The 23,397-nt window shown below is 58.6% G+C and carries 17 protein-coding genes; 13 read left to right on the top strand and 4 right to left on the bottom strand.

The window, feature by feature from the left end; genetic code table 11:
- Positions 1 to 113: 113 nt before the first annotated feature.
- Complete coding sequence (locus tag Mal15_RS16000; protein WP_147868686.1) at positions 114 to 1,103, bottom strand: hypothetical protein; 990 nt, start codon at positions 1,101 to 1,103, stop codon at positions 114 to 116.
- Between the two features lie 524 nt (positions 1,104 to 1,627).
- Here Mal15_RS16000 and Mal15_RS15995 point away from each other — a divergent pair.
- Entirely contained in the window at positions 1,628 to 2,029 is a 402-nt protein-coding gene (locus tag Mal15_RS15995) for a cupin domain-containing protein (protein ID WP_147868685.1), read from the top strand.
- 55 nt (positions 2,030 to 2,084) lie between these two features.
- On the opposite strand, the gene Mal15_RS15990 is transcribed toward Mal15_RS15995, so the two are convergent.
- The 3 genes from Mal15_RS15990 to Mal15_RS34410 all read right to left on the bottom strand — a co-directional run bounded on the left by Mal15_RS15990 (position 2,085) and on the right by Mal15_RS34410 (position 3,392).
- Positions 2,085 to 2,513 carry a Fur family transcriptional regulator gene (locus Mal15_RS15990; protein ID WP_147868684.1) on the bottom strand — a complete coding sequence of 143 codons (429 nt, stop codon included), beginning with the start codon at positions 2,511 to 2,513 and terminating at the stop codon, positions 2,085 to 2,087.
- 125 nt (positions 2,514 to 2,638) lie between these two features.
- The gene (locus Mal15_RS34415) at positions 2,639 to 2,986 is read right to left on the bottom strand and encodes a hypothetical protein (protein WP_199773873.1); all 348 of its coding nucleotides are present in this window, start codon (positions 2,984 to 2,986) and stop codon (positions 2,639 to 2,641) included.
- Positions 2,987 to 3,017: 31 nt separating this feature from the next.
- Positions 3,018 to 3,392: an ArsR/SmtB family transcription factor gene (locus Mal15_RS34410; RefSeq protein WP_199773872.1), complete on the bottom strand. Its 375-nt coding sequence runs from the start codon at positions 3,390 to 3,392 to the stop codon at positions 3,018 to 3,020.
- Between the two features lie 1,217 nt (positions 3,393 to 4,609).
- Between Mal15_RS34410 and Mal15_RS15980 the strand changes: the two genes are divergently transcribed.
- From Mal15_RS15980 to Mal15_RS15930, 12 genes are all read left to right on the top strand, one after another.
- Positions 4,610 to 5,368, top strand: a complete 759-nt coding sequence (locus Mal15_RS15980) for a choice-of-anchor M domain-containing protein (protein ID WP_147872076.1) — start codon at positions 4,610 to 4,612, stop codon at positions 5,366 to 5,368.
- A gap of 90 nt (positions 5,369 to 5,458) precedes the next feature.
- Complete coding sequence (locus Mal15_RS15975; RefSeq protein ID WP_147868683.1) at positions 5,459 to 6,589, top strand: DUF1559 domain-containing protein; 1,131 nt, start codon at positions 5,459 to 5,461, stop codon at positions 6,587 to 6,589.
- Positions 6,586 to 7,101 carry a hypothetical protein gene (locus Mal15_RS15970; RefSeq protein WP_147868682.1) on the top strand — a complete coding sequence of 172 codons (516 nt, stop codon included), beginning with the start codon at positions 6,586 to 6,588 and terminating at the stop codon, positions 7,099 to 7,101. Before Mal15_RS15975 ends, Mal15_RS15970 begins: the two co-directional genes overlap by 4 nt.
- 311 nt (positions 7,102 to 7,412) lie before the next feature.
- Complete coding sequence (locus tag Mal15_RS15965) at positions 7,413 to 8,393, top strand: ZIP family metal transporter (RefSeq protein WP_147868681.1); 981 nt, start codon at positions 7,413 to 7,415, stop codon at positions 8,391 to 8,393.
- A 741-nt stretch (positions 8,394 to 9,134) separates the two neighbouring features.
- Positions 9,135 to 9,719 (top strand): hypothetical protein, encoded by a 585-nt coding sequence (locus Mal15_RS15960; protein WP_147868680.1) that lies wholly within the window; start codon positions 9,135 to 9,137, stop codon positions 9,717 to 9,719.
- Positions 9,720 to 9,764: 45 nt separating this feature from the next.
- The gene (locus Mal15_RS15955) at positions 9,765 to 18,869 is read left to right on the top strand and encodes a choice-of-anchor M domain-containing protein (protein ID WP_147868679.1); all 9,105 of its coding nucleotides are present in this window, start codon (positions 9,765 to 9,767) and stop codon (positions 18,867 to 18,869) included.
- A gap of 35 nt (positions 18,870 to 18,904) precedes the next feature.
- Positions 18,905 to 19,558, top strand: coding sequence for a PEP-CTERM sorting domain-containing protein (locus tag Mal15_RS15950; RefSeq protein ID WP_147868678.1), 654 nt, complete (start codon positions 18,905 to 18,907; stop codon positions 19,556 to 19,558).
- Positions 19,559 to 19,607: 49 nt separating this feature from the next.
- Positions 19,608 to 19,754 carry a hypothetical protein gene (locus Mal15_RS34120; RefSeq protein ID WP_167546848.1) on the top strand — a complete coding sequence of 49 codons (147 nt, stop codon included), beginning with the start codon at positions 19,608 to 19,610 and terminating at the stop codon, positions 19,752 to 19,754.
- A 349-nt stretch (positions 19,755 to 20,103) separates the two neighbouring features.
- Positions 20,104 to 20,775: a MerC domain-containing protein gene (locus tag Mal15_RS15945; RefSeq protein WP_233903485.1), complete on the top strand. Its 672-nt coding sequence runs from the start codon at positions 20,104 to 20,106 to the stop codon at positions 20,773 to 20,775.
- Between the two features lie 265 nt (positions 20,776 to 21,040).
- Positions 21,041 to 21,637, top strand: a complete 597-nt coding sequence (locus Mal15_RS15940; RefSeq protein WP_147868677.1) for an exopolysaccharide biosynthesis protein — start codon at positions 21,041 to 21,043, stop codon at positions 21,635 to 21,637.
- A 262-nt stretch (positions 21,638 to 21,899) separates the two neighbouring features.
- Complete coding sequence (locus tag Mal15_RS15935) at positions 21,900 to 23,063, top strand: YheT family hydrolase (protein ID WP_147868676.1); 1,164 nt, start codon at positions 21,900 to 21,902, stop codon at positions 23,061 to 23,063.
- The gene (locus Mal15_RS15930; protein ID WP_147868675.1) at positions 23,008 to 23,331 is read left to right on the top strand and encodes a Rho termination factor N-terminal domain-containing protein; all 324 of its coding nucleotides are present in this window, start codon (positions 23,008 to 23,010) and stop codon (positions 23,329 to 23,331) included. The genes Mal15_RS15935 and Mal15_RS15930 overlap by 56 nt, the downstream gene beginning before the upstream one ends.
- Positions 23,332 to 23,397 lie beyond the last annotated feature (66 nt).

Below are 23,397 nucleotides of genomic sequence, written 5' to 3'. Positions count from 1 at the left end.
GTACGGCCGTTTGTCGCCGAGACGACGGATTGTCGCGTGCGCGGTGCAGTTGCGTTGCCCCAACGACGCAGATTCGATTGCGACACTCGTGTTGCAAGGGGCAGCCCGCCGATCTAGTTCGCTGGTCCACATGGGCCAACATACTCGTTCGCGATCACGACGTTGTCGAAGAAAACAGTGTTTTCCGTCTGCTTGGTCCAGCGATCCGTCACGTAGCTTTCCAGGGTGAAGGCGTTCGCAAAAAGAGTCGGACTTGTTCGCCAATTGAATCCCGTCCAATGCCCGCGAAGCTCTCCGTCGATCCAGTACGCTTGCTCGCCGTCGTTCTTGCCGGGGGTATTGTGCAGAATCATGAACTCGACGCAAATCCACTCACCGCGCTCGATGTCCGGCTGTGTTTCGGGACGAAATCCGTTGCCCCAGTATTTCCCGTCGGGGCTTGGCTTCATCGTATGCCAATAGCTGTAGAAATTCCAACGCCCCGGCGGAGACCACTTTCCCCAATTTCCCCACGGTTCGATCGCAGTGGAAAAACGTTCCTCACCATCGGGCAGTTTTCCGGCCCCTCCGAATCCACTCCATCGCTCCCCACCGCGGAGCGACTTGTTGGCTCGCAGCGTACAGAAGTGGTGCACGTAGTCGCAGTCTTCGTCGAACTTCGTGTAGAAGCGGATGAACAGACGGTCGGCAGGCTGAAACCACGTGGTGAACCCGCCACCGGTGTTTTTACCCAAGGTCGCCGTCACTTTCAGCGAACGCTTTCCCAGCAATTTTTGTGTCGGTGAAGCGGAGCCGAGCGATTCGTCAACGAAAGCCAACGCATCACCGCGATTGCTGGTTTCGTCCCACTTCGCCCCAAGCTCACCGGACTCGAAGTCGTCGCAAAAGATGACACTCGAATGGCTGGAAATGTTGTGATCCGCGGAATAGGCCGCCGCAAGCCCTTCGCCCGTCGGCAATGGACTGTCGACGACCCATTTGATCGGGGATTCGGTTTGGGCAACAGCGTCAGCGGCAGTGCCAACGATAGCCGCAGTGCCGATGATCGACACCAGACCGATGACGGCCACGCGGGCGTGGTGAAAGACGAGATGGATCCGCATCCTAGTTTCCGTTCGAGTCGGTTGGCATGGCAGGGGCGAGCCCATTGTAGTGAATCCGCAAAGGGTTCATGCCAGACGTCAAATAGGCGACGGGGCTTGAATCGGCACAAAGTGTAGAACCGCTGTCCTCAGCTGTTCTGCCCTGAAAGCGGAGCGCAACACTAAGGAGGCATGAAAAACCAAGTCGTTGCGGGAAAGTCAACTGTCAGCTTCATTCTTGGTGCCACCCATCAGCTTCAATTAGCTTCAATTTGGTGCCACCCATCAAATCTGTGGCCACTACACGACTGCTAGCATATTATCGTGCCCACTTGAATTATGGGTGGCACCTGTCGGCGGAGCGTTTTGGGGGTGTCCGCGATGCGGTCACGGGGGAACAGTTGGGGACAACGGTTCTACACTCGCGTGGGACGTTGGTGAGCGGTGCCACTTGCACGCGTTGCGTGGACGGTGGGCTTGCGTTCTGATGTCTCGAATCGGTCGACCAGTTGGTCGCGTTTTTCTTAAGGTGGGGAGGGTGGATGATGCCTAGGCAAAGCAGGATCGAACCCGTTCATATTCGCGGGGAGGAGTGGCTGAAGCGTTCGAGTCCGCCACTGGGATCACAGGAAGGGCATCACTTTGGCGTCGATTGCGTCGTGATCCGCTACAGCACCGATGTGGTCGGTGAGGGGCCAAATTTGCATGTGCATCCGTACGACGAGATCTTTCACATTCTCGAAGGACGCGCACTTTTCACGGTCGGTGATCGGCAATTCGAGGCGGAGGCCGGCGCGCTGGTGATTGGCCCGGCGAACGTGCCCCACTCCTACAAAAACCTCGGCCCCGGCCGTTTGGACTCGGTCGATTTTCATCTGAGTCCCGAATGGATCCAGTACGACCTGCCGCAAGAAGGCGAGTCGTTGAGTTCGCCAACACTGACGTAAAAACCGTTTGCTCCAACAGACCGGTTTCGATGGGCCAGCGTCAAGCGGCGGTGCCCTACTTGCAGTCGTTGCATCGACCGCGGAGAAGGATCTCGGTGACTTCGCCCACCTCTTGGCTGGCACGCTGGCTGCTCGCGGTCAATTTGACGTTGTCCAAGCAGGAAACCGTCCCGCAGACGGTGCACAGGAAGTGCGGGTGTGCGTCGGAGTCTTCGCCGGGGCGAATCTCTTCGAAGCGATAGACGTGATCACCGAGTTCGGTGCGGCGAAGCAATCCCGCGTCGGTCATGTCGTTCAGGTTGCGAAATGCCGTCGCTTTATCGACGCCGTTTTCGGCCAATCGCTCGGCGACTTCCGCATGCGTCATCGGCGAGACCGCCTCGCGCAACATCTGCAGCGTGGCGAGTCGCGCCGGAGTGGCACGCAATCCGACCGCGCGGATCACGTCTTTCGTGGAATCGGTGGAGCTTGATTGTCGTTTCATGGAACGTTTGAATCGGACATGCGTCGCTGGCGGCATCCGGTTCCGGCCCAAGACAACCGCGGTAGAAAAGTCAAATGCGCGATTTGATCAGGCACGCTCTTGTACCTTGATCGTTTGCAGCCAGATCAGCTGACCACCGACACCGGGCCGTGGTCGTCGCAATGGTCACCATGGGGGTGGTGCAAATGTCCATCCACAAGATAGTCGATGTGATCACCGTGCGGAACAGGTTCGTGGCCGCATCCCGGACCATGGACGTGACCTGATTCGTGACACCCACAATTGTGTGCGGGCGTGCACACATCGGGATTGGTCTCGGTTACCTCCAACTTATGCTCGACCACGGTTCCATCATTGTCGACATGGTGCAGGTGACCGTCGTGAAGGTAATCGACATGGTCACCGTGCTGGATGCCGGTGTGTTCACAATCGGGACCGTGTTGGTGATCATGATGTTCATGAACGTGTGCCATCTTACTCTCCAAGAAGTAGGTTGAAACGTCGTCAAACGTCTTCCATCGCGTGCATGACCCCGTTGGTCACCAATCGCGAAATGTGCCCGTCGGCCAGGCTGTAATAAACGTGCTTGCCCTCGCGTCGGGATCGGACGACCCGTTCGCTTTTGAGCACACGCAAACGCTGTGAAATCGCGGGCAACGGTTCGTCCAGAGCGCGGGCGAGTTCCGAGACGCAACACGACCGGGCCTCCAACATGATCAGCAACCGTAGCCGTTGCGGATCACCGAGGGCGCGGAAAATCGCCGCCGCACGCTCACAGGCAGAGTCGTTCACCCCCACCGGAAGGTGCTCGTGGTCCACGTCTCGGCAACTCGGCGAATCATCGTCCGTCGGTTTGGGTTTGGCTCGCGAACTCAACATTCTCTCGACTAAACAATTGCAGGACTGTGCAAGTGTAGGACTGTTTGTCCGCCGGGTCAACCAGTCGCGCGTGCCGTCCCGCCCGCGAAAACGAGGAGAGGGCAGGCAGAATGATTCGGGGCAGAATGATGGCGCAGTGCACGGATGGCGCAGTGCACGGATGGCGCTGTGCAAGGATGTCGCAGTGCAAGGATGTCGCAGTGCACGAGGACGGCCGTCAGACGGATGACTCCAATGGTATCCCCCGGGACACCGGTTTCCCGCATCTCCAATCGGCCTCACGGCATTCGGAGATAAAAATGCAGTTGCAAAGCGATTGCAAACCCACAACGTCGTCGGTACGATAGCTGTCATCGGTTTGGATCGCATGGTTTGCGCGATCCGCCTAACGCTCCCACCGCTACCCGCCCAGATGACTTCCGCATTCCGATCCATCGTCGCGACCGTGATTTGTGCTCTGGTGAGCATTGGTCACGTTCCGGTGTGGATGCATGTTGCCGAATGCGAATGTCGAATTCGTACTGCGGTCGGCACGCCGACGACTGTGTTGGTCGGGCCAACACATGGTTGCCGCCATTGCGCCCGCGACCACTGCGAACCGACCGGAAGTCGCGACGATTCACCTCGACTGGATGTTGATGGATCTCAAAAGGGTGATTGCCCCGATTCCTGTGCGGTCTGTCAGCGATTGACGATGCCAAACGGCGTCGCGTGGGAGGTCCGAGCGGCTTCGTGTGGATGCCGATGTCTTGGCAGTCAGCAGGTTGTTTCTTCCCTCAAAGCTGAATCGCAGCCACTTAAGATTTCTCGCCCCCGCGGTCCACCGGTCTCCTCGCGCGAGACGTCTCTGGCGTGAACCGCACCGGCATCAATGTTGGTGTGCAGGCCTTAGCCGACCGCTGTCACTGCATCGCAGCGACATGGCATCACCTAAAGCCTAGACACCAACGGTTGTCGAATTCGTTTTCGCCTCTGCCTGCGCCGTTTCGGCCTGTTGTTTCCAGAGAAACCCGAAGCGTCGGCAAGGCAGATCGACAGACCGGTTCGTTGCCGGACCACGCACCAATTAGAAGATCTGTCCACGGCTAAGGCACGTTCTTGGGGTCGCCGTTGAGGCAGTTTTGTGACTCGCGCGCGGGATTGAGGTCGCTACTGCGCGGATGATTGACGAGCGACTCACTCATTTATTGAATCAGTTTTCTTTGGAGTAAACGAAGATGAATCGTTTCATCATCACATCGGCACGCATTTGCTTGGTTGGAGTGGTTTTTGCATTCGCGGGAAACGCAGCGGCGGACGTCGTGGAGTATTCGGCCGGACATTCCGATATCGGACTCGCGTATGAGGACGGGGAGCTTCACCTGCACTATCACTTTGGCAGCGACGCGATCCTGGACGGCAATCCAACGGGTGTCGTCGGGGGCGTTGAATATGATCCGAGTGAGGCGGTGGTGCGGGTTACCAATGACGCGTTGTACGCCGGCGGCGCTCCCGGTCCGATCTCCTTTCTCGGGTTGGACACCGGTGATCCGGTCTGGATCTTGCCACAAAGCAACGCCGGTGGGCTGCCGTTTCTCGGGATCGCGACCGAGGAGCTTGACGCACCGTTTAATTCGGCGAGCTTCGAAATGACTGGCTTTTCCGGCCCCGGCCAGTTTGCCTTGTGGCAGGGCGGATTTACACCGTCTGTATTTATGCAAACCAACGACGGGGTCATCGGTGGCCCCAGCGATACGTTGTCGATCGCAGGTGTCGGAAGTCACGACCACTACAACTGGGGCTTCACGGAAGAAGGTGTCTATGACATCCAACTCACTGCAACCGCGTTCAACAGTAGCTTGCCCGGCGGATTTGCGACCGACACGGGAACGTTCAGGTTTGTGGTCGGAAACGTGACCGCCATTCCAGAACCGAGCAGCTTTGCGGCAATCGCATTGGCCGCGACCGGCTTTCTCGTGAGGCGTCGTCGAGCCTAAACCTGTGCTCGACGGTGCTGTGCGGGGTATTGGAATCACGGACCACTGAATCACGGATCGGTGCCCATCAATAGAACAAGGAGATTCGAGATGAACTTTCACCCATTGCGTTCCTGCCGCAACGCTTTCACGCTGCTCGAGTTGCTCGTCGTGATCGCGATCATCGGTATTTTAGTCGCATTGCTGTTGCCGGCCGTTCAGACGGCTCGCGAGGCCGCGCGGCGGACCCAGTGCAGCAACAATATGAAGCAGATCGGCCTGGCCGTTCACAACTACCACGGCATGCATCGCTGCGTTCCGACCACCACGACGGGACCGGACTCGTCCGGCGGCAATTGTGGTAGCGGGTTCTACAGTTGGCTCGCGATGGTGCTGCCGTTTGTTGAACAAGGGAATCTGTATGACAAGATTGACTTCGACAGATCGCTCTCGGACCACTGCAACTTTCGCTATAGCAGCGATTACTTAAACTATGGCATCGGGCCCAATCATCCCAATGCGGACGCCGCCAGGACTCTGGTTGACACCTACCTGTGCCCATCGGACCCTGCGGGGGTGGTGCAATTTCACGACGGCGGCGAACAACTTGCCCCCGGAAGTTATGCCGCGAACGTAGGCTGGCCGATGCTCTCCTCTTGGCCCGGAGATAGCCGACCCTTGGAACGGCAAAATGGGGTCTTTGGCTTGTTCAACCCCTCGCAGCCGGAGCCCTGGCATGTCCCGAAAGTCAAGTTCCGAGACGTCACCGATGGATTGTCCAACACCGCCGCGATCGCGGAACGGAAAATCAGTGTGATCTTTGTCGTGCAGAGTCCGTTTGGTGGCAGCTATGTCTCCGAAGAGGTCGATGAGAACATGCAGTCCTTCTGCGGAAGCTCCATTCGTGCTCGATCGCTCGACCGCTGGGTGCCCTATTGCGGATCGGTGACACATGGCGATCCGGGTTACGTGAAGAAGCACGGGCATTCCTGGATCAGTGGCTGGACGTTTGCGGCCAACACCTACATGCACGTGATGCCGATCGGCGAAAGAAACTGCCATACCTATGGCGGTGAAAGCATTGGGAATAACCTGGTGACGCCGGGAAGTTACCATGTCGGCGGAGTGCATGTGCTGATGGCCGACGGGAGCGTTGACTTCCGCTCCGAATCCATCGATCTGCGTCTGTGGTGGGCGATGGGCAGCGGCAATGGGGGCGAGGTGCTCGCGAATCTGGAATGAAGCTCCTTCACATGGTTTGCAGAGGTTTGTTTGTTGCGGCGCTATTGATCGTGCCCGGTTGCGATTCAGATCCCCCGCCACCGCCGACGCTTGAGTGGCTTGAGCAACTCCTGTCGGTCGCATTTCCGACGGATTGCCGGGTGATTGGTGGGACAGAGTCGTCGGAGTCTTCGTCGCTTTGTCTGATCGTTAGCGCGGATCCGTTGCCGCTGCCGCCGGATCGCGATTCGAAGACGCCCTCTCGATCGAGTCGCGGGAAACGACCAGCAGGGACACCGTTTCCCGTCTCGGCGCTCTCCAACCTGCTGGCGGCTAGTGGAGTGTCGCCGGATGACGTGCCGCGGTTGTCCGACGATCGCGGAGCCAGCCATGTCGGTCAAGTCGGTGACTGGCAATTCACGTACCGCGAGGCAGCGACCGAAAGTGGCTGGTTGACTGCGGTTGAGTTGCATTCGCATCCGTCTGCGGGCAGATATGTCGTGTCGCGGGGGAATCAGGGGATGGCAGAATGATTCGGGGCAGAATGATTCGGGGCAGAATAATGGGGGGCAAAACGATGGGGGGCAAAACGATGGGGGCGAGATGATGGGGGGCGAGATGATGGGGGGCTCGCTGGGCAGCGTCGTTTTGTGCGGGGTTTGATCGACGACAAACGCACAGGGCCGGCAGGTGTGGCGCGACGTAAGTTGCTCCCTTGCTTGCGCTTCGGGCTTTTTCTGTGCTCTCCTCGCTAGCGCGTCGGGCTCGGACCGAGTTCTCTTCGCTCGTGCTGCGGGCTTGTCTGGTCATGTGCAATCGGATTGCAATGCGTTATCCTTCGGAAATGAACGCATTATTTCTGCTATTCGTCTACTGCGGCCTGATCGTCGTGGTTTCTTTGGCCGGCGGGCGGTTGTCGTCGTTGCTGCGGATGACGCACTTGCGGACCCAGTTGCTGATGAGCGGCGTCGGCGGATTGATGCTGGGAATCGCAATGTTGCACCTGATGCCCCACGCCGCGGAAACGTTGGGGTCGCCCGCCAGTGCCGGAGTCGGCGGGCTGGCTGGATTAACGGCCATGTTCCTGCTGGTGCGGTTGTTTCACACCCACGACCACAACGTGCCGGTGGTGGAAAACGGTGAAGACTCCTCTGCGGAAGGCGAGGAGATCGAGCCAGACGGACACCAAGTGAGTCACGACCATTTCTGCAGTCACGGACACGATCATGGCGATCCGACCAAGGGCATCAGTTGGTTTGGACTGTTCTTCGGATTGCTGCTGCACACCCTTGTCGATGGGATCGCGCTTTCGGCCAGCGTGATGGCCGAAGTCGAGCATGGGGCATGGCTGGGTTTGGGCGGAATCGGCACGTTCCTGGCCGTCGCGCTGCACAAGCCGCTCGATGCGTTTGCGATCACTTCGGTGATGAACCGTCAACATTGGTCCAGCACTGCGCAGTGGGTCGTCAACGTGATCTTTTCGTTGGCCTGCCCTGCGGGAGCGTTGGCGTTTTATTTCGGTGTCAGTGGGATGGTCGACAGTCCCAGTCTGCTGGGTTGGGGCCTGGCCGTCTCCGCCGGATTCTTCATCGGGATCGCTCTGGCGGACCTGTTGCCCGAAGTCGCGTTTCATGATCACGATCGAGGCAAGCTGACCGCGACTTTTTTGCTGGGAATCGCGATCGCCGTCGGTGTCGAGAACCTGCCCGGTCACTCGCACCAGCACGGAACGATCGGCAGCCAGCATGGTCACGAACACGGCGACCATGCCGATCACGACCATGCGGGGCACGACCATGCAGATCACGGGCATCACGACCACTAGCGCGTTGGTCCGTCGTTGATCATGCATTGATCAAATCTTCGGTCGCCTGCTGCGCGGCCGGCTCAAGCCCGTTACGGCAATGTGGAGCGATGTTTTCATTACTTTATGAGCCGACGGCGCTAGCCGCGGGCCTTGGATTGCCCGTCGAGACTTGTAGGGCCCGAGGCTAGCGCCTGCGGCTCTTGTAAGGCCCGAGGCTAGCGCCTGCGGCTCTTGTAAGGCCCGAGGCAAGCGCCTGCGGCTCAGTTTGTGATCGAAAGCTGATGTCAAAGCAGTGATGGACGGTTTCTGTAGGCCGAAGCGTGCCCCATCATTCTGCCCTGAATCATTCTGCAATCGCTTCTCTGGTTCCCACCAAACTGGCGGAACGCGGTGACTCGTTGGAGAGGTGGAAGATTGTCGCAGTCCGGTCGGCCGTAAAACGCATGTTTTCCCTTGCTCCGAAACCGACCGACCGGTGTTCCGCAACATCATGCGCCCGCCGGTAGCGGAGTATCGATCGCGTCACAACCCGATGCGGTCCGACGACGGTCGAGTGCAATCCGGCATTTCTTTGCAACAGAATACGTGCAATGCGGTTGCATGTACGATTGGCGCGATTGTTCAGCCAAATATAATCGCAATGCGTATGCAGATGCAGCTCTGTGTCGGAAGGAAAGGGGCGTGAGCAGAAGCCTGCAGCGACCCCACCGTTTTCATTCGCTGCTCCGTCATCGAAGCGTCATCACCCAGGTTGATCCTATGTTCCAAGCACTGCGTCACTCTCTGCGTCGCAAGAAAAGGCCCGCCAAGCAACAACAACGTGCCCGGCGCAAACACGCCCACCGCATCGAGTCGCTTGAAAAACGAATGCTGATGGTTGCCAATCTCCAAGCGATGTTGACGACCGAGCACGTTGATTTGAACATCGCCTCCGACGGCGAGCAGTGGTCGATCGGACCCCGCAATTCTTCTGCGCGCCCCGCAATTCAATACGCAAACGACGCCGCGGCAATGTACGTCGGTGCTCCGGCGGAAATGTCTCGGCCGGTCAACGCCGAGTATGACTTTATCGGTGTCGGCCCCGGTGAGAGTTTCTACCTGCTGCCGCAGCACCAGAACCCCGACCTGTTATTTCTCGGATTTGCATCCGGCGGGATCACCGACTCGCTCGATTCCTATGACGCATCCGGCGAGTCAAAGGGCCGCGTCTCCGCCGCAGTCGGTGAATGGATCAAGGTGGCATTGAGCGATGTCGCCCACACGAACCCGGATGGCACGATCGGCGATGGAGACCTTTCGATTTGGCAATCCGGCGTGTTCGGCGACGCGAAGGTTTTCATGTGATCGTTTGACGATGGCATCTCGAATCCCGATGGGGACGGATTGGACGTGACCGACGGCATTTCCGAAGACGATGCGCTGTGGATGTTAGATGACAGCCACTCGCACTACAATTTCGGATTCTCCAAACCAGGGCGTTATGAAGTCGATGTCAAGGTGTCGGGCTACTTCGGTGACGACGGTTTGGCGACGGCAAACGCGGCCGGCCTGAGCAAAAGCCAGGAGGTCACGCTGTACTTTTCCGTGATTAGCGTTGGGCAGCTGCAGTTTGGCGCGGACAGCTACGCGGTTGACGAAGACGCCGGGACGGCTTCAATCGACGTGATCCGCGGTGGAGGTAGCGACGGACGCGTCACGGTGAACTACGCGACCAGTAACGGCACGGCGGACGCGGGACAAGATTACACCGCGACCACTGGCACGCTGGAATTCTTGGACGGCGAAACGGTCAAGACCATCGCGATTCCGATTACCGAGGAGCTCGTCGGCGAAGGCGACGAGACCTTTCAAGTCACGCTCTCCAGCCCCACGCCGGCGAACATGAACGGCTACTTGGTCGACGTCGAAGGAGACGCCAACGGGTTGCTAGGCCAAACCACCACGGCCGTCGTGACGATTGCCGATGGTGCCGTCAATACTCCGCCAACGCTCGCCCAGATCGACGACCAGTTCGTCGCCAAGAACGGTTCGACGGGCTCGATCGCGTTGGTGGTCGGGGATGCCGAAACGGCGGTCGCGGATCTGGTGGTGACGGCGACGTCATCGAACACCACTGTGGTGCCAGAAGGCAACATCACGCTGGGAGGAAACGGAGCGGACCGCACGATCACGATCACGCCGGGCGCCGATCAGATCGGATCGACGACGATCACCGTGACGGTGACTGATGGGAGTGGTTTGCAAACGAGTGAATCGTTTGAGCTGAACGTCAGCGGTGGTCTCGTGCCCTTCGGTATGGCCTCACATTATGGCGGCGATTCGATGCAGCGATTGGCTGTCGCCGACTTCACCGGTGACGGAACCCCCGACGTCGTTTCTGTCGCGGGCTATGCCGGGTCGATGACCTTCATGGAGGGAATCGGCGACGGGGGTTTCCTTGCGCCCATCGGCATCAACGCCGATGCGGGACTGTTCGTGGGTACGTTCTCGACCACCGACTTTGACGGCGACAACGACCTCGACTTTATCATCGCGGAATATACGTTCGACACGGTGACGGGCGCTGCCACAGACGGCGAACTTGTTCTTTACCGCAATGACGGAGCGGGGCAGTTCTCACGAACGGTATTGCGTCAAGGGCTTCCCGCGGTCAACCGTAATGCAGCGGGAGATATCAACGCCGACGGCCGCCCGGATGTCGTTTATTCCAAGGGCAGCACGAGTCTGGTGCTGCAAACCCAAAACGCTGCGGGTGAGTTAGAGCCGGAAATCGTGCTCGCATCACTCTCCTCGAGAGCTTCGGTCGTGTTGGAAGACATCGACAATGACGGGGACTTGGACATCGTCGCGTCGGACAGCTCCGCCGGAACTCTGTTGGTTTTCGTCAATGATGGTGCCGGAAATTTTGGAACACCGCAGACGCTGACGGCCGAGGTGGGACGCCCGTCGCTGGAAGAAGTTGTCGACCTCAACGGTGACGGCAGGCCGGACCTGATTGTCAAAGAAGGCTCCTCGCCGACGGCCGGCTACTACCCGCAAACCGCTGATGGCTCGTTCGGCGGCCGCGTTGAATTGCCGATCAATGCCCGGACCATCGACAGCCTGAGTACCGCCGATTTCAATGGCGACGGAATCTTGGACGTCGGATTTACCAATCGTGACTGGGACGACGCCTATTCGTACTTTGACTTCAACGTCGGCTGGCTGTATGGAAAAGGTGGCGGCGGATTCGGACCTTCCATTGTCGCCCAACGTTTTGCATCGGTCTCGTACGATTTCGCCACCGCCGATCTGGACGGGGATTCGGACCCGGACATCGTGGCGGCTGTCCTGCAGGATCCCGGCGTCGCAGTGCTGCTGAATCAGTCGGCAGAGGACCCGATGCGATTCATCGCACCCGAGGCACGGACCTACACGGCTGGTGATCCCATTGATTTGCAGATCTTCTTCGGATTGCCGATCACGGTCACCGGGACACCCCGGATCGCGTTGACCTTGGGTGCCGAAACCGTCTACGCAGAATACGCCGCCGGTTCGGGAACCTCGACGCTTCAGTTCACCTACCAGGTTGCCGACACGGACGTCGATCTGGACGGCGTCCAATTGGCCAGCAACGTGATCGATCTCAATGGAGGCACGCTCAGCGATCCGTTGGGCAGTGACGCGGCGCTGCAATTCCCCACGACGGTGCTCGAAGGTGTCATCGTCAACGCGGTGGGGCCCGTGGTGGCACAGATCTCACGGATCGATACCACGCCGACCGAATCGGAGATGGTTCGGTTTCGCGTTGAATTCGCCGAGGCGGTTGAGGGGGTTGATGTGGTGGACTTCGATGCCCAAATGTTCGATGGAGACATTTCCGGAGCAACCATTGAATCGGTGACTGGTTCGGGTGACACCTATGAGTTGACGGTGTCGACCGGAACGGGAAGCGGCGTGCTGGCGTTAAGCGTGAAAGAGTCCGCCACGATCACGGACCTCCAAGGCGACCCGTTGGCCAGGGGGTACGTCGGTGGGGAAGTCTACACGTTGCGTCGATCAGCCCCAGGTCCCATCGATGTGTATTACACGAAAGGCCACGGCGACTATCGACCGGTGCTGAACGGTGGCCAACTCACCTACGTGCTGCACGGTGATCCGGCGGAAGTCCCCAGCGGCGAAGTGCCCAGCGATGAAATTTCCACCTACGTCGACTCGACCGGGATCGTCAACCGGCCGGAGGATCAGGCGTATGAGTTCCTGGGTGTGGGCGGAAACGAACCGCTTTACGTGATCCCGAATATCCAGTCGCCGACGCTTCCGTTCCTCGGCTTCAGTGGCGAAAGTGTTCCCGAGGGCGCGTTTGCCAGTTACGTGCCGGACCATCCGAACGTGACGTCCAGCAGTGCCAGACCGTACATCAAACTGGAAATGCTGGACGTGCGGAGCACCAGCGGTGGCGAATTCTCGATGTGGTCCAATCCGCCTTCCTGGAACCCGAGTGCGGGAGTGAGCGTCTACATGGCGACCAGCGACGGGATTAGCGATGCCGACGCACTGTTCCTTCGCGTCGGCAGCCACGGGCACTTCAACGTCGGCTTTAGCGAACCGGGCGTTTACGAAGTCGATGTGTTCGCAAGTGGATACCTGGACAACGACCGCAACGGCGAATACGACCCGCTGAAAGACAACTACATCGAAAGCGGTATCGTCACGATGGTGTTTGCCGTCGACACGCTCGGCGCGATGGATGATTCCTTTAGCGTCTACGAAGGCGAAACGCTGACCGGCGACGTATCGGCCAATGACGAATGGCACGCGGCGATGGGCGACTACGCGGCTTCCGTCGAAACCGATCCCGCCCACGGGACGCTATCGCTCGATGCCGACGGATCCTTCACCTACCAGCCGGATGCGGGGTTCACCGGAACGGACAGTTTCACTTACCGAGTGACCAACGAACGCGGCGGGTTCACCACTGCAACCGCGACGATCGGCGTCTCGGCGAATCGGCTGGTGCCGTTCGCGATGCCGCAGTACCACGGCGGTGCCTTTGCGAGCGGAACGTGGGGGCAGACGACGGGCGACTTCAATGGAGATGGCAACGTCGATTTGATTGTCGCGGGTGATCAACAAAACTCGCTCACCTTCATGCAAGGCAACGGCGATGGGACGTTCCAGGCCGAGCAGCTATTGAACCCGAACACAGACGTTCGTTCGCAAGGGCTGACGGCTGTCGACTATGACGGAGATGGCGACTGGGACTTGCTGGTTTACGAGTACAACCAGGCGACGGTAGACGGAACGGCCGACGAGGCCACGATCACCCTCTATCGCAATGATGGAGCGGCGAACTTCAGCCGCGAAATCCTGTTCGGCGGCCTCATTCAAGGCTATTGGATCGACGCGGGTGACGTGAACGGAGACGGCCGCGTCGATGTGGCCTACAGTGGGTATCGATATATTTCTTCGACGCGAACCATCGTCTCGGAGAAGGCAGTTGTGTTGCAACAGAGCGACGGAACACTAGGCGACAAAACGGTCCTCACCGACGATTACTATGGTGAATTCATCATGGAGGACGTCGATGGCGATGGCCACCAGGACGTCGTTTCGACAGGCAGTGTCTTCGACTCGACCACCTTCACTTCAACGAGCTACTTGCAACTCTTCCGGGGCAATGGTGACGGAACATTTCAATCGCCGTTGGACGTTAATTCGAATGCCAACCCCAAAATCTATCAGGTGATCGACCTGAACGGCGACGGGCTGAAGGATCTTCTCGTGTCTGATCGCGGCACGGAAAGCCATCTCGGCTATTACCCGCAGCTGGAAGGTGGAAGCTTCGCTGAGCGGGTAACGCTGACGCCCGGCTATCTCTATTCGCAACTTTCCGTTGCAACGGAGATGAATGGCGACGGCGTCCCCGACATTGTTAGCTATTCGTACAAAGGCGGTTATCAAGTCACCTGGTCTCCGGGGCTGGGTGGCGGAGCCTTCGGCGATCCCATCTTGGTTTCATCCGATGTCATCAACGGAGAGCTACACGTTGCCGACGTCGACAATGATTCTTACCCGGACATCATCAATTCGGGTGGATCCTCAGCAACGCGACTTGCGCCCGTCGGCATCTTTCTGAACAAGACGGGTGAAGATCCGATGGTGCTGTTGCCGCCGGCGGCGCGTACTCGGATCGGTGGAGACCCGATCGAGTTGCAGATTTACTTTGGTTTTCCGATTGAAGTGTCGGGAACGCCGCGCGTGCCGATTCAAGTGGGGGAAAACACGGTTTACGCGGACTACATCTCCGGCTCGGGGACTCCGTTTTTGAGTTTCCGCTACACCATCGCGGATACCGACATTGATCTGGACGGCGTGCAGCTTGCGGGCAATGTGATTGATCTGAACGGCGCCACGCTGACCGATCCGGTCGGCGGCGATGCCGTGCTCGAATTCCCCAACGTTCTGTTCGACGGCGTGTTCGTCAATGCGGTCGGCCCGCTGGTGCGTGGCATCACGCGGCTGGAGTCGACTCCGACAGATGTCGATTCGGTACGTTTTGAGATTGAGTTTGCCGAAGAAGTGACGAACGTCGATGCGAGCGATTTCGAAGTCGTCATGAACGCAGGCGACTTGGCGGGAGCGGTGATCGATTCGGTGACCGGTTCAGGCAATACCTACGTTGTCACCGTCTTGACCGGAACCGGTAGCGGTACGCTGGCGCTGAGTGTCAAAGATGACGCGAGTCTCACCAACATGGAAGGCGATCCGTTGGCTCGCGGCTATTTCGGCGGTGAAGTGTACACGTTGCGACGAGGGACACCTGAGCCGATTGAGCACTACTTCAGCGACCAGCACGCTGATTGCCGTCCGGTTTGGAACGACGGCGAGATGACGCTGGCGATTCACGGCGCAGCAGAGGTGATTCCCGGTGGGGAGATATCCAGTGACGCGATCTACACCTACGCCGACTCGAACGCTCTCGTTGAGCGACCAGACGACGCCGCCTACGATTTCGTCGGCGTCGATGCAGGCCAGTCGCTCTACGTGCTGCCGAGTTCTCAAGTGCCCGGGGTCCCCTTCCTGGGCTTCACCAACGGAGACATTCCCAGCGGTCTATTCGCCAGCTACGTGCCAGACGATCCACGCGTCACCTCCAGCACGCCGCGGCCGTACCTTCGCTATGAAATGACGGACATGCGCAGCAGCAGCGGCGGTGAATTCTCGCTCTGGTCAACGCCAAGCTCTGGACCGCGCGTTTACATGACGACCAGCGATGGCATCTCCAGCGAAGACGTTCTCTGGAGTTCCGGTCACCTCCATCGCAACCTCGGTTTTTCCAAGCCCGGGACTTACGAAGTGGACGTGTTCATCAGCGGCTATCTGGACGTGAATGCCAATGGCGTCTATGACGAAGGACTGGATCCCTATTACGAAAGCGGCATCCAGACGATGGTGTTTGCCGTCGATACGCTCGGCGCGACGGACGATGTCTTCTTCGTCGCCGACGGTGAAACGCTCGGTGGAGATGTGTCGGTCAACGACGATTGGCATGCGTCGATGGGTGACTATACCGCCTCGGTCGAGACTGACCCAACCAACGGAACGCTGACACTCCATGCCGATGGTTCGTTCAGCTACCAGACGCACGCCGGATTCACGGGCACGGACAGCTTTACGTATCGCGTGACCAATCAACGCGGTGGGTTTACAACCGCAACGGTGACGTTGGCCGGAACGCACTCTCCCATCGTCAATGACGATTCGTATTCGGTTGACGAAGACGGGAGTTTGACCGTCGGTGGCGACGGAGTACTGGGCAATGACGTGGACGCCGATGGGGATGTGCTGAAAGCCGCACTCGTTTCTGCCCCATTGCACGGCTCGTTGGTGCTAAATCCCGATGGCTCCTTCGAATATGTCCCCGAGGCCAACTTCTTTGGGACGGATTCATTCACCTACACGGCGACCGATGTGCAGTACCAGGTCACCGCATTGGGAACGCTGGGCGGGAATACCAGTTTCGCGCTGGATGTCAACAATCTGAACCAAGTCACCGGCAATTCCGGAATTGTTAGCGGTTCGAGCAACCCGCTGCACGCGTTCCGCTGGACCGATGGCGAGCTCATCGATTTGGGAGTGGTTGAAGGGACGGGCGACAACAACTTCAGCCGCGGATACGCGATCAATGATGCAGGAGTGGTTGTCGGCGAAAGTGACAACAGTGCGTCGAAGGCCTTCCGCTGGGAAAACGGCGTGATCGCGAATCTCGGGACGCTCGGCGGAACGTCGGCCGTTGCCAGCGACATCAATAATCTGGGCCAAATCGTCGGCAGCAGCAGCAACGGGGCCGCGACAAAACCGTTTGTCTACGTCGATGGATTGATGTTGGAGCTTCCGACGATCGCCGGCAATGCCGCATCGACCGGCCGCGCTTGGGGGATCAGCCCCGATGGACGATTCATCGTCGGAGTCACGCGTGCCGACGATGCCGAATTCCTTTCGCACGCGAGCCTGTGGCAGCGCCAAGCCGATGGAAACTATACCGTCGTCGACATGGGCGCGCTGATGGACGAAGACCACTACAGCTACGCCCATGCGGTCAACGATTCCGGAAATGCGGTCGGTGCCTCCGTCGTCGGAACCGTTTCACCGACCAGCTCGACCAGCTTGTACCACGGATTCGTGTACCACGATGGGGAAATGGTCGACGTTGGGTCTCTCGGTTACCATCCAACCTACGTTCATAGTGAGTTGAAGGACATCAATGCGACCGATCAGTTCGTCGGTTCGGTCACACGTTTCTACAACTTCGCTGCCTTCGGCGGTGCCGCCGTCCTGGGGGAACTGGTTGCCGGCCAGACGGCGATGATCGATCTGAATCAATTGGTCGACCAGGGCTCGGGATGGACCTTCTTGAGCGCCGAGGGGATCAATGATGGACGCAGTATCGTGGGCTACGGAACCTTTGACGGGATGTCGCGGGCCTTCTTACTCACACCTGTCTCGGCACGCGATGACGAGAGTATCTTTGGCAACGTCGCGACCGTGACGATTGACGTCAATCCGCAGCCCGATGCTCCGGTGGCCGTCGACGACGCCTATGTCGTCGGACGTGGCAGTTCGGTTCACGGCAACGTGTTGTTCAACGATTGGGATGCCGACGGTGATCCGCTGGTCGCTGAACTGGGGGCGACGGTGATGAAGGGGAACCTGAGCTTTGCGGCCGACGGATCGTTCGTCTACACGCCGTCGTCGGGCTTCGACGGTTCGGATAGTTTTGTCTATTCGGTGCGCGACGGCAGCGGTGCTGTATCGACGGCGACGGTTGTGATCGGCGCCGCCCAGCACAGAACATTCGACACCATGTTGTCCGGGGGCCACGCGGACATCGGTTTGGCACTCGGCGAACACGACCACGCAGATGATGACGGTCATGATCATGGCCACGACCACGGTCACCACGACGAAGATCCGCGGTGGAATCTTCACATCCATGACGAAGAAAACGATGCCGAACACGATCCCGCCGACGCGTTGTTGTACGTGGGAATGGGAGGCTACACCCAGCGTACCGGTGAGATTTCGGCACCCGAATTCGACTTCCTGGGCGCCGCAGGGGACGAGTTCTTCTATGTCCTGCCAGCGATTGAAACGCCCGGACTATTGTTCTTAGGATTGGGCACCGAAGAAATCGCCGAAGGGACGCTACTGGACGGGATCGCCCGCTTGCAACTCAAGAGCGTCAACGGTCCCGGAGAGTTTTCGCTTTGGGAAACCGGGCCAGAAGGTGTACGTGTTCTGATGGCGACGTCGGACGGAACGAACCACGCCGATCATGTCGTTGTTCAAGAGCACGCTCATCGCCACGTCAACTATGGATTCTCCAAATCCGGCTTGTATGAGATTACGGTTCAAGCGACCGGGACCCTGGCCGATGGAGACACCCTCGTCAGTGAAGATGTCACCTACTTCTTCCAGGTCGGAAACACCGTGTCTGAGATCGATGTGGCGGGTGGTCAGCAACAACGCTCCTTCGTCCGCAGTTTGGATCTGACCTTTGCGAGCGACGAAGGGCTGAGCGAGATCGCCGATCAGCGTCGCATTCGATTGACCCAGTACGACGTCAATGGTGAGAACGGGTTCGACGTACTTGATCCGGCCAGGATCCCCGCGCTGTCCGTTGCCGGAAACGTGCTTCACCTGGACTTCGGATCGCACGGGATCGGTGGGAACCGTTCAACCACCCTGGGCAACGGCCTTTACCGAGTGTCCGTCGATGTCGACGGAGATGGAGCTTATGACGTCGATAAGTACTTCCATCGGTTGTTCGGAGACGTCGACGGCGATGGTGCGGTGAGCCAGTCGGACCTGGATCAGATCATCGCCGCCATCGGGACAAATGATCCCGAGTCCGATGTCGATGGAAGCCGCCGTGTCAACGCGATCGACCGAATTCTCGCGTCACGTTCGCTCGGACAACAGTTGGCCGATGGAATCGGGCTGGATGACTGACCGCAATATCAAAACATTCTCTACGAGGAACAACCATGTCAATTCGAAACTGCATTTGTTGCATCACGACCCTGATCGCCTGTGTCTTCATCAGCACGGATTCGGCTGCGGAGATCGTGATTGCATTTGAGCCACAAGTGGCGATCAACCAGGGTGAAACCGGGCAGCTTGACGTCTTCATTCGAAGCACTGCTGCCCAAACCGACTTTCTGGGCATCTACTCGGCGAAGTTCCGAATCACGCCCATCGCGGGCGGCGGACTTTCATTCCTGGATCCTCCACGGGATGCGCACTACGGCGATTCGAATTACATTTTTGCCGGCACGACGCACGATGGTCTCTCAAGCACGGTGACCGCGCCGAACACGATTGTCGCCGGCGACGGCACCATGGGGCCGGCCGGTGTGGTGGAGGTGACCGCCGAAAATCGGCTGTTGGTCACGCTCGATTTTGATACGTCTCAGGCAGCCGTGGGCTCGCAATTTCAAATCTCGATGGTCGATGACGCCGACACCGACTTTCTGGATGACGGGTTCGCATCGCTGCCGATCGCCGCCGAGTCCTTTTCCAATTTTGGGACGGTCACCATCACGGCAATTCCCGAACCGTCCGGTTTCGCCGCGTTGGGGTTCGCGGTTTCGGGAATGACGCTGTTCCGACGCCGTCGCCGTAACAGCCTGTTGATTTAATCGTTTCGTGCCGGAGCTCGCGGAAAAGGCGGGGTTATCGAGCGGAGGCTTGGCGGCGGTGAAAAACGTCATCGAAGAATTGATGGATGGTTTCGGAAAGCTCGACGATTCATTGCACGGTGGCGAGCCCGCGAATGTGGATGAAATATCCGACGTGATTTCGGAACAGTTCACCAGACTCCAGGCGGTGCTATGAGCCGGTCCTACCGTTTACCCCTCCCGGGAGTGCATCGGTTTCCGGCGATTTACTCAATGCAGCGGAGAATCGATCCGATAGGTACTTGCAAGCTGTTTGCATCTGCGATAATTTGGCTTGTGTGATGCACTCCGGTGGGAAGGGCTGTACGACGTCCATGCTGGGGTGTCGCATTGAGTTCCGCGGACGACGGCCCGGAAGGGCCATCGTACAGAGAAGATCGTACAGAGAAGATTGAGCGTCCGACGTAGGGCGGCCCCTTGAGCCGCCTAGGATCGCTGCGCCGCGGCGATCGGGAGTCGCCATAAGGCGAAACACCAACGGTTTTCGATTAAATGAAGGATTGTCAGTGAGTCGCGAGTTGTGTGTGATTGATGTCGTCTCGGCGGGACCGACGGGACAACCTGCTCGATCGGCTTGGATCGGGTGGAGCGATTGGGCCGGGATGGTCGCCTCGATCGGGTGTGCGATTCACTGCGCCGCGATGCCGTTCGTGATCGCGTATTTGCCGGCGTTGGGGCTAAGCTTTCTGGCCGACGAGGCGTTTCACCAATGGATGGCCGTTGGTTGTTTTATCATCGCCTTGACCGCGTTCGTGCCCGGATTCCGGAAACACGGACGGTTGAAGCCGGTCATCATCGGCAGCGTCGGACTGGTGCTGATTTCGGTTGCCGCCTTCGGGTTCGCCGGAGAGTGCTGTGCGAGCTGTGAAAGCGAAGTGGTTTCAGCTCCGATGGACGCCACGAGTGTTTCAGGCGATTTGGCTTTGGCGACCTCCACGGAGGTCTGCACCGACGCCTGTTGCCCATTCTGTGCGGCCGACGATCACGCAGCCCATCCCGACCCGGTGTTGGCCGGTTTGAACCCTTCCACGCCCCCGACGCTGCCCGCTTGGGTGGGGCGATTAATGCCCTGGATCACTCCGTTGGGCGGGTTTGTGCTCGTACTGGCGCATCTGCTCAACCAGCACTACGGCTGCTTGTGCGGGTGCTGCGAAAAAACGGCCGCTTCCCACGAGTAGGCGACCGCGGCTCAATTCTCAGGTTGACGATGCGGTGCGAGGGTCGCCGCGTTCTTTGGAATCCGCGGGTCGGAAAAGCGAAGGGGTGCAGTGCGCCGACCTCGGATTGGACGGCGAATGTCCGGTCCGATCCAGCAACGCCGGAGAATTTGATTCGGCCCAGGGCATTGGTGGTTTTCGGTGGAGTGTTTGGTACGTGAATTGCCTCGCGAAGAGGATCCGTCACAAATACCAAAGCACGCCAAACAGAGAAATCCAGTAATCGATGGCCGTTTCACCGCAACACCCCACCGAAGGCATTTTGGACGAGTTGGACGATGCGGCGGAGCATCATGATCCGCTGACGTTCGGCGAAGTGATGGATATCCTTGGCCAGCATTCTTTCGCGCCGTTGTTGCTGGTCATTGGTCTGGTCATGGTGGTACCAGGTCCGGCGGATATCCCTGGAGTCCCCGTTATTCTCGGCTTGCTTGTCATTGTGGTGGCGGTGCAAATTGTGATGTACCGTGATCATCTTTGGATTCCGGACTGGGTGGAACGTCGAAAGGTAAGCGCGGAGCGCGCTAAGAAGATGATCTCATGGGTCCGCAAGCCGGCCCATTGGATGGATCGAGTTACTAAACCAAGGTACCAATGGCTCATGCGACACGCCGGAGCGTCGTTGGTCGCCGTCGCGTCGATCCTGATTGCCATGACAACTCCCGTTTTGGAATTCATTCCATTTAGTGCGAACTTGGCGGGGGGCGCTATCGCCGCGTTGGCGGTTGCGTTGTTGGCGAAAGATGGCCTGGTCGCCGCTTTTGCGATCGTGTTGTCGCTGGCAACGGTCGGTCTGGTGGCATTTCAGCTGATAGGAAGCTGAATAGCCAGACAGCGTGGAAGAGGGCTGGTCAAATTTCGTTCTGATTGGTCCTTTCGCGGTCAGGTAGTGAATGGACGTCAGGCTTCTGCGATCGAAAAGGCTCCGGGTTTGTCAGTTTTGGGTTGACAGGCAGGATGCCAGTCCTGCGAAAGTTTCCCTCCGGTGCGGATTTGGCATGACAATCGCATTACAGCGGGCAATGCACTCGGGTTGAGATTCACTTCACCGAGCTTTTGGGGAACCGATTTGTTTGGAATTATTCATGAACCGCCGGCCGTCTTCGTTGCGTTTGCCTGACTACAAGCCGTTCTGGCCGCGCGCGACTCGTCCCTTTCTGGCCGGCAATACCCTGGGCGGAATGTTGCAGACCGTGGGGAACAAATTCAGGCCGACGCCAGAGTCTGCGCTTGATCGGTTCGATTGCACGTCGATCGAGTTGCCGATCCGAGACGGTTCCGGCGATATCTTGGCGGGCGATTTCTATCGCCCCGACCATCCGGTAGCGGATCGTCCGCTGGTGGTCTTGCTGCATGGCCTGGGCGGGACATCGCAAAGTGATTACATCGTCAGCGCGGCGCGACTGCTGTGCGATGAGGGCAACCGTGTCGTTTGCCTCGATTTTCGTGGATGCGGAGACGCCGATCCGAAGTCGGATGGGATTCACCATCCCGGTCGCACCGGCGACTTGAGCGCGCTGATGCGAGCGGTACAGCGTGATGACTGGGCGCAAGGTGAACTTGACGATGGAGTCGTTCTGGTCGGTTTTTCGCTCGGCGGTAGCGTGCTGTTGAAGTTTCTCGCCGAAGAGGACATCGATCGTCGAGTCGTGGGCGCTATAACGGTTTCCGCGCCGCTTGATTTGCGTTCGACCGCGCTCAACCTGTCCAAGCCGTCGGTCTGGCCGATCCAAAGGTATTTGTTGCGTCGGATGAAGTCAGAGGTATTGGATGGTCCGGCGGATTTGACGGACGATGAATGCGCTGCGATCCGGCAGGCACGCAGCGTATGGATGTTTGACGAAACGTTTACCGCCCCACGCTGCGGATTCGCATCGGTGGAAGAGTACTATCGAGAAAACTCCGCCGGCCCGCTTCTGTCCGAGATCGACGTCCCCACCCTGTTGATCTTCGCCGAGAACGATCCCGTTGTCAGCACGAACGACTATCGGCAGTACGACGGAAAGGGTAATCAAAAGCTGCATCGCGCGATCGTGCCCGATGGCGGTCATGTCGGGTTCTATGCCGAACAAGGCTCATTGCCGCACGCCACACTGCGCTGGCACGAGAGTTGTATCGCGAGCTTCTTGGAACAACTGACTCTCAATCCAAATTCGTCGCCAGACGCGGGCCGTACAGAAAAGGAGATGAAGCATGCCAAAGTGGAGAGAAAAAGACAGGCGGCAATACGAACACATCAAAGAAAGTGAATTGGATCGCGGGAAAGAAGAAGAATCGGCCAAGGAAGTTGCCGCTCGCACCGTCAATCAACAGCGACGAATCGAGGGGCGTACGCCTAACCGGACGACGCAGGGGACGGGAAACCCCAACTCCAAGCTCGAAGACCGGACGGTCGACCAGCTACAGAATTTGGCTTCCGAACTAGGCGTCAAGGGGCGCAGCAAGATGAACAAGGCGGAATTGATCGACGCGATCCGGAAGACGCGTGGCATCCCGAATCAAAGGTCTGCATCGTGAGTGGTGGTTGATTGACCATTCACAATTGGATTACCGAGATGATTGGATGCAACGATGGATAACGCC

The sequence above is a fragment of the Stieleria maiorica genome (assembly GCF_008035925.1).
Taxonomy (GTDB): Bacteria; Planctomycetota; Planctomycetia; order Pirellulales; family Pirellulaceae; genus Stieleria; species Stieleria maiorica.
Note: the sequence above shows the minus strand (reverse complement) of the source record. Positions and strands in the feature narration are given on the sequence as shown.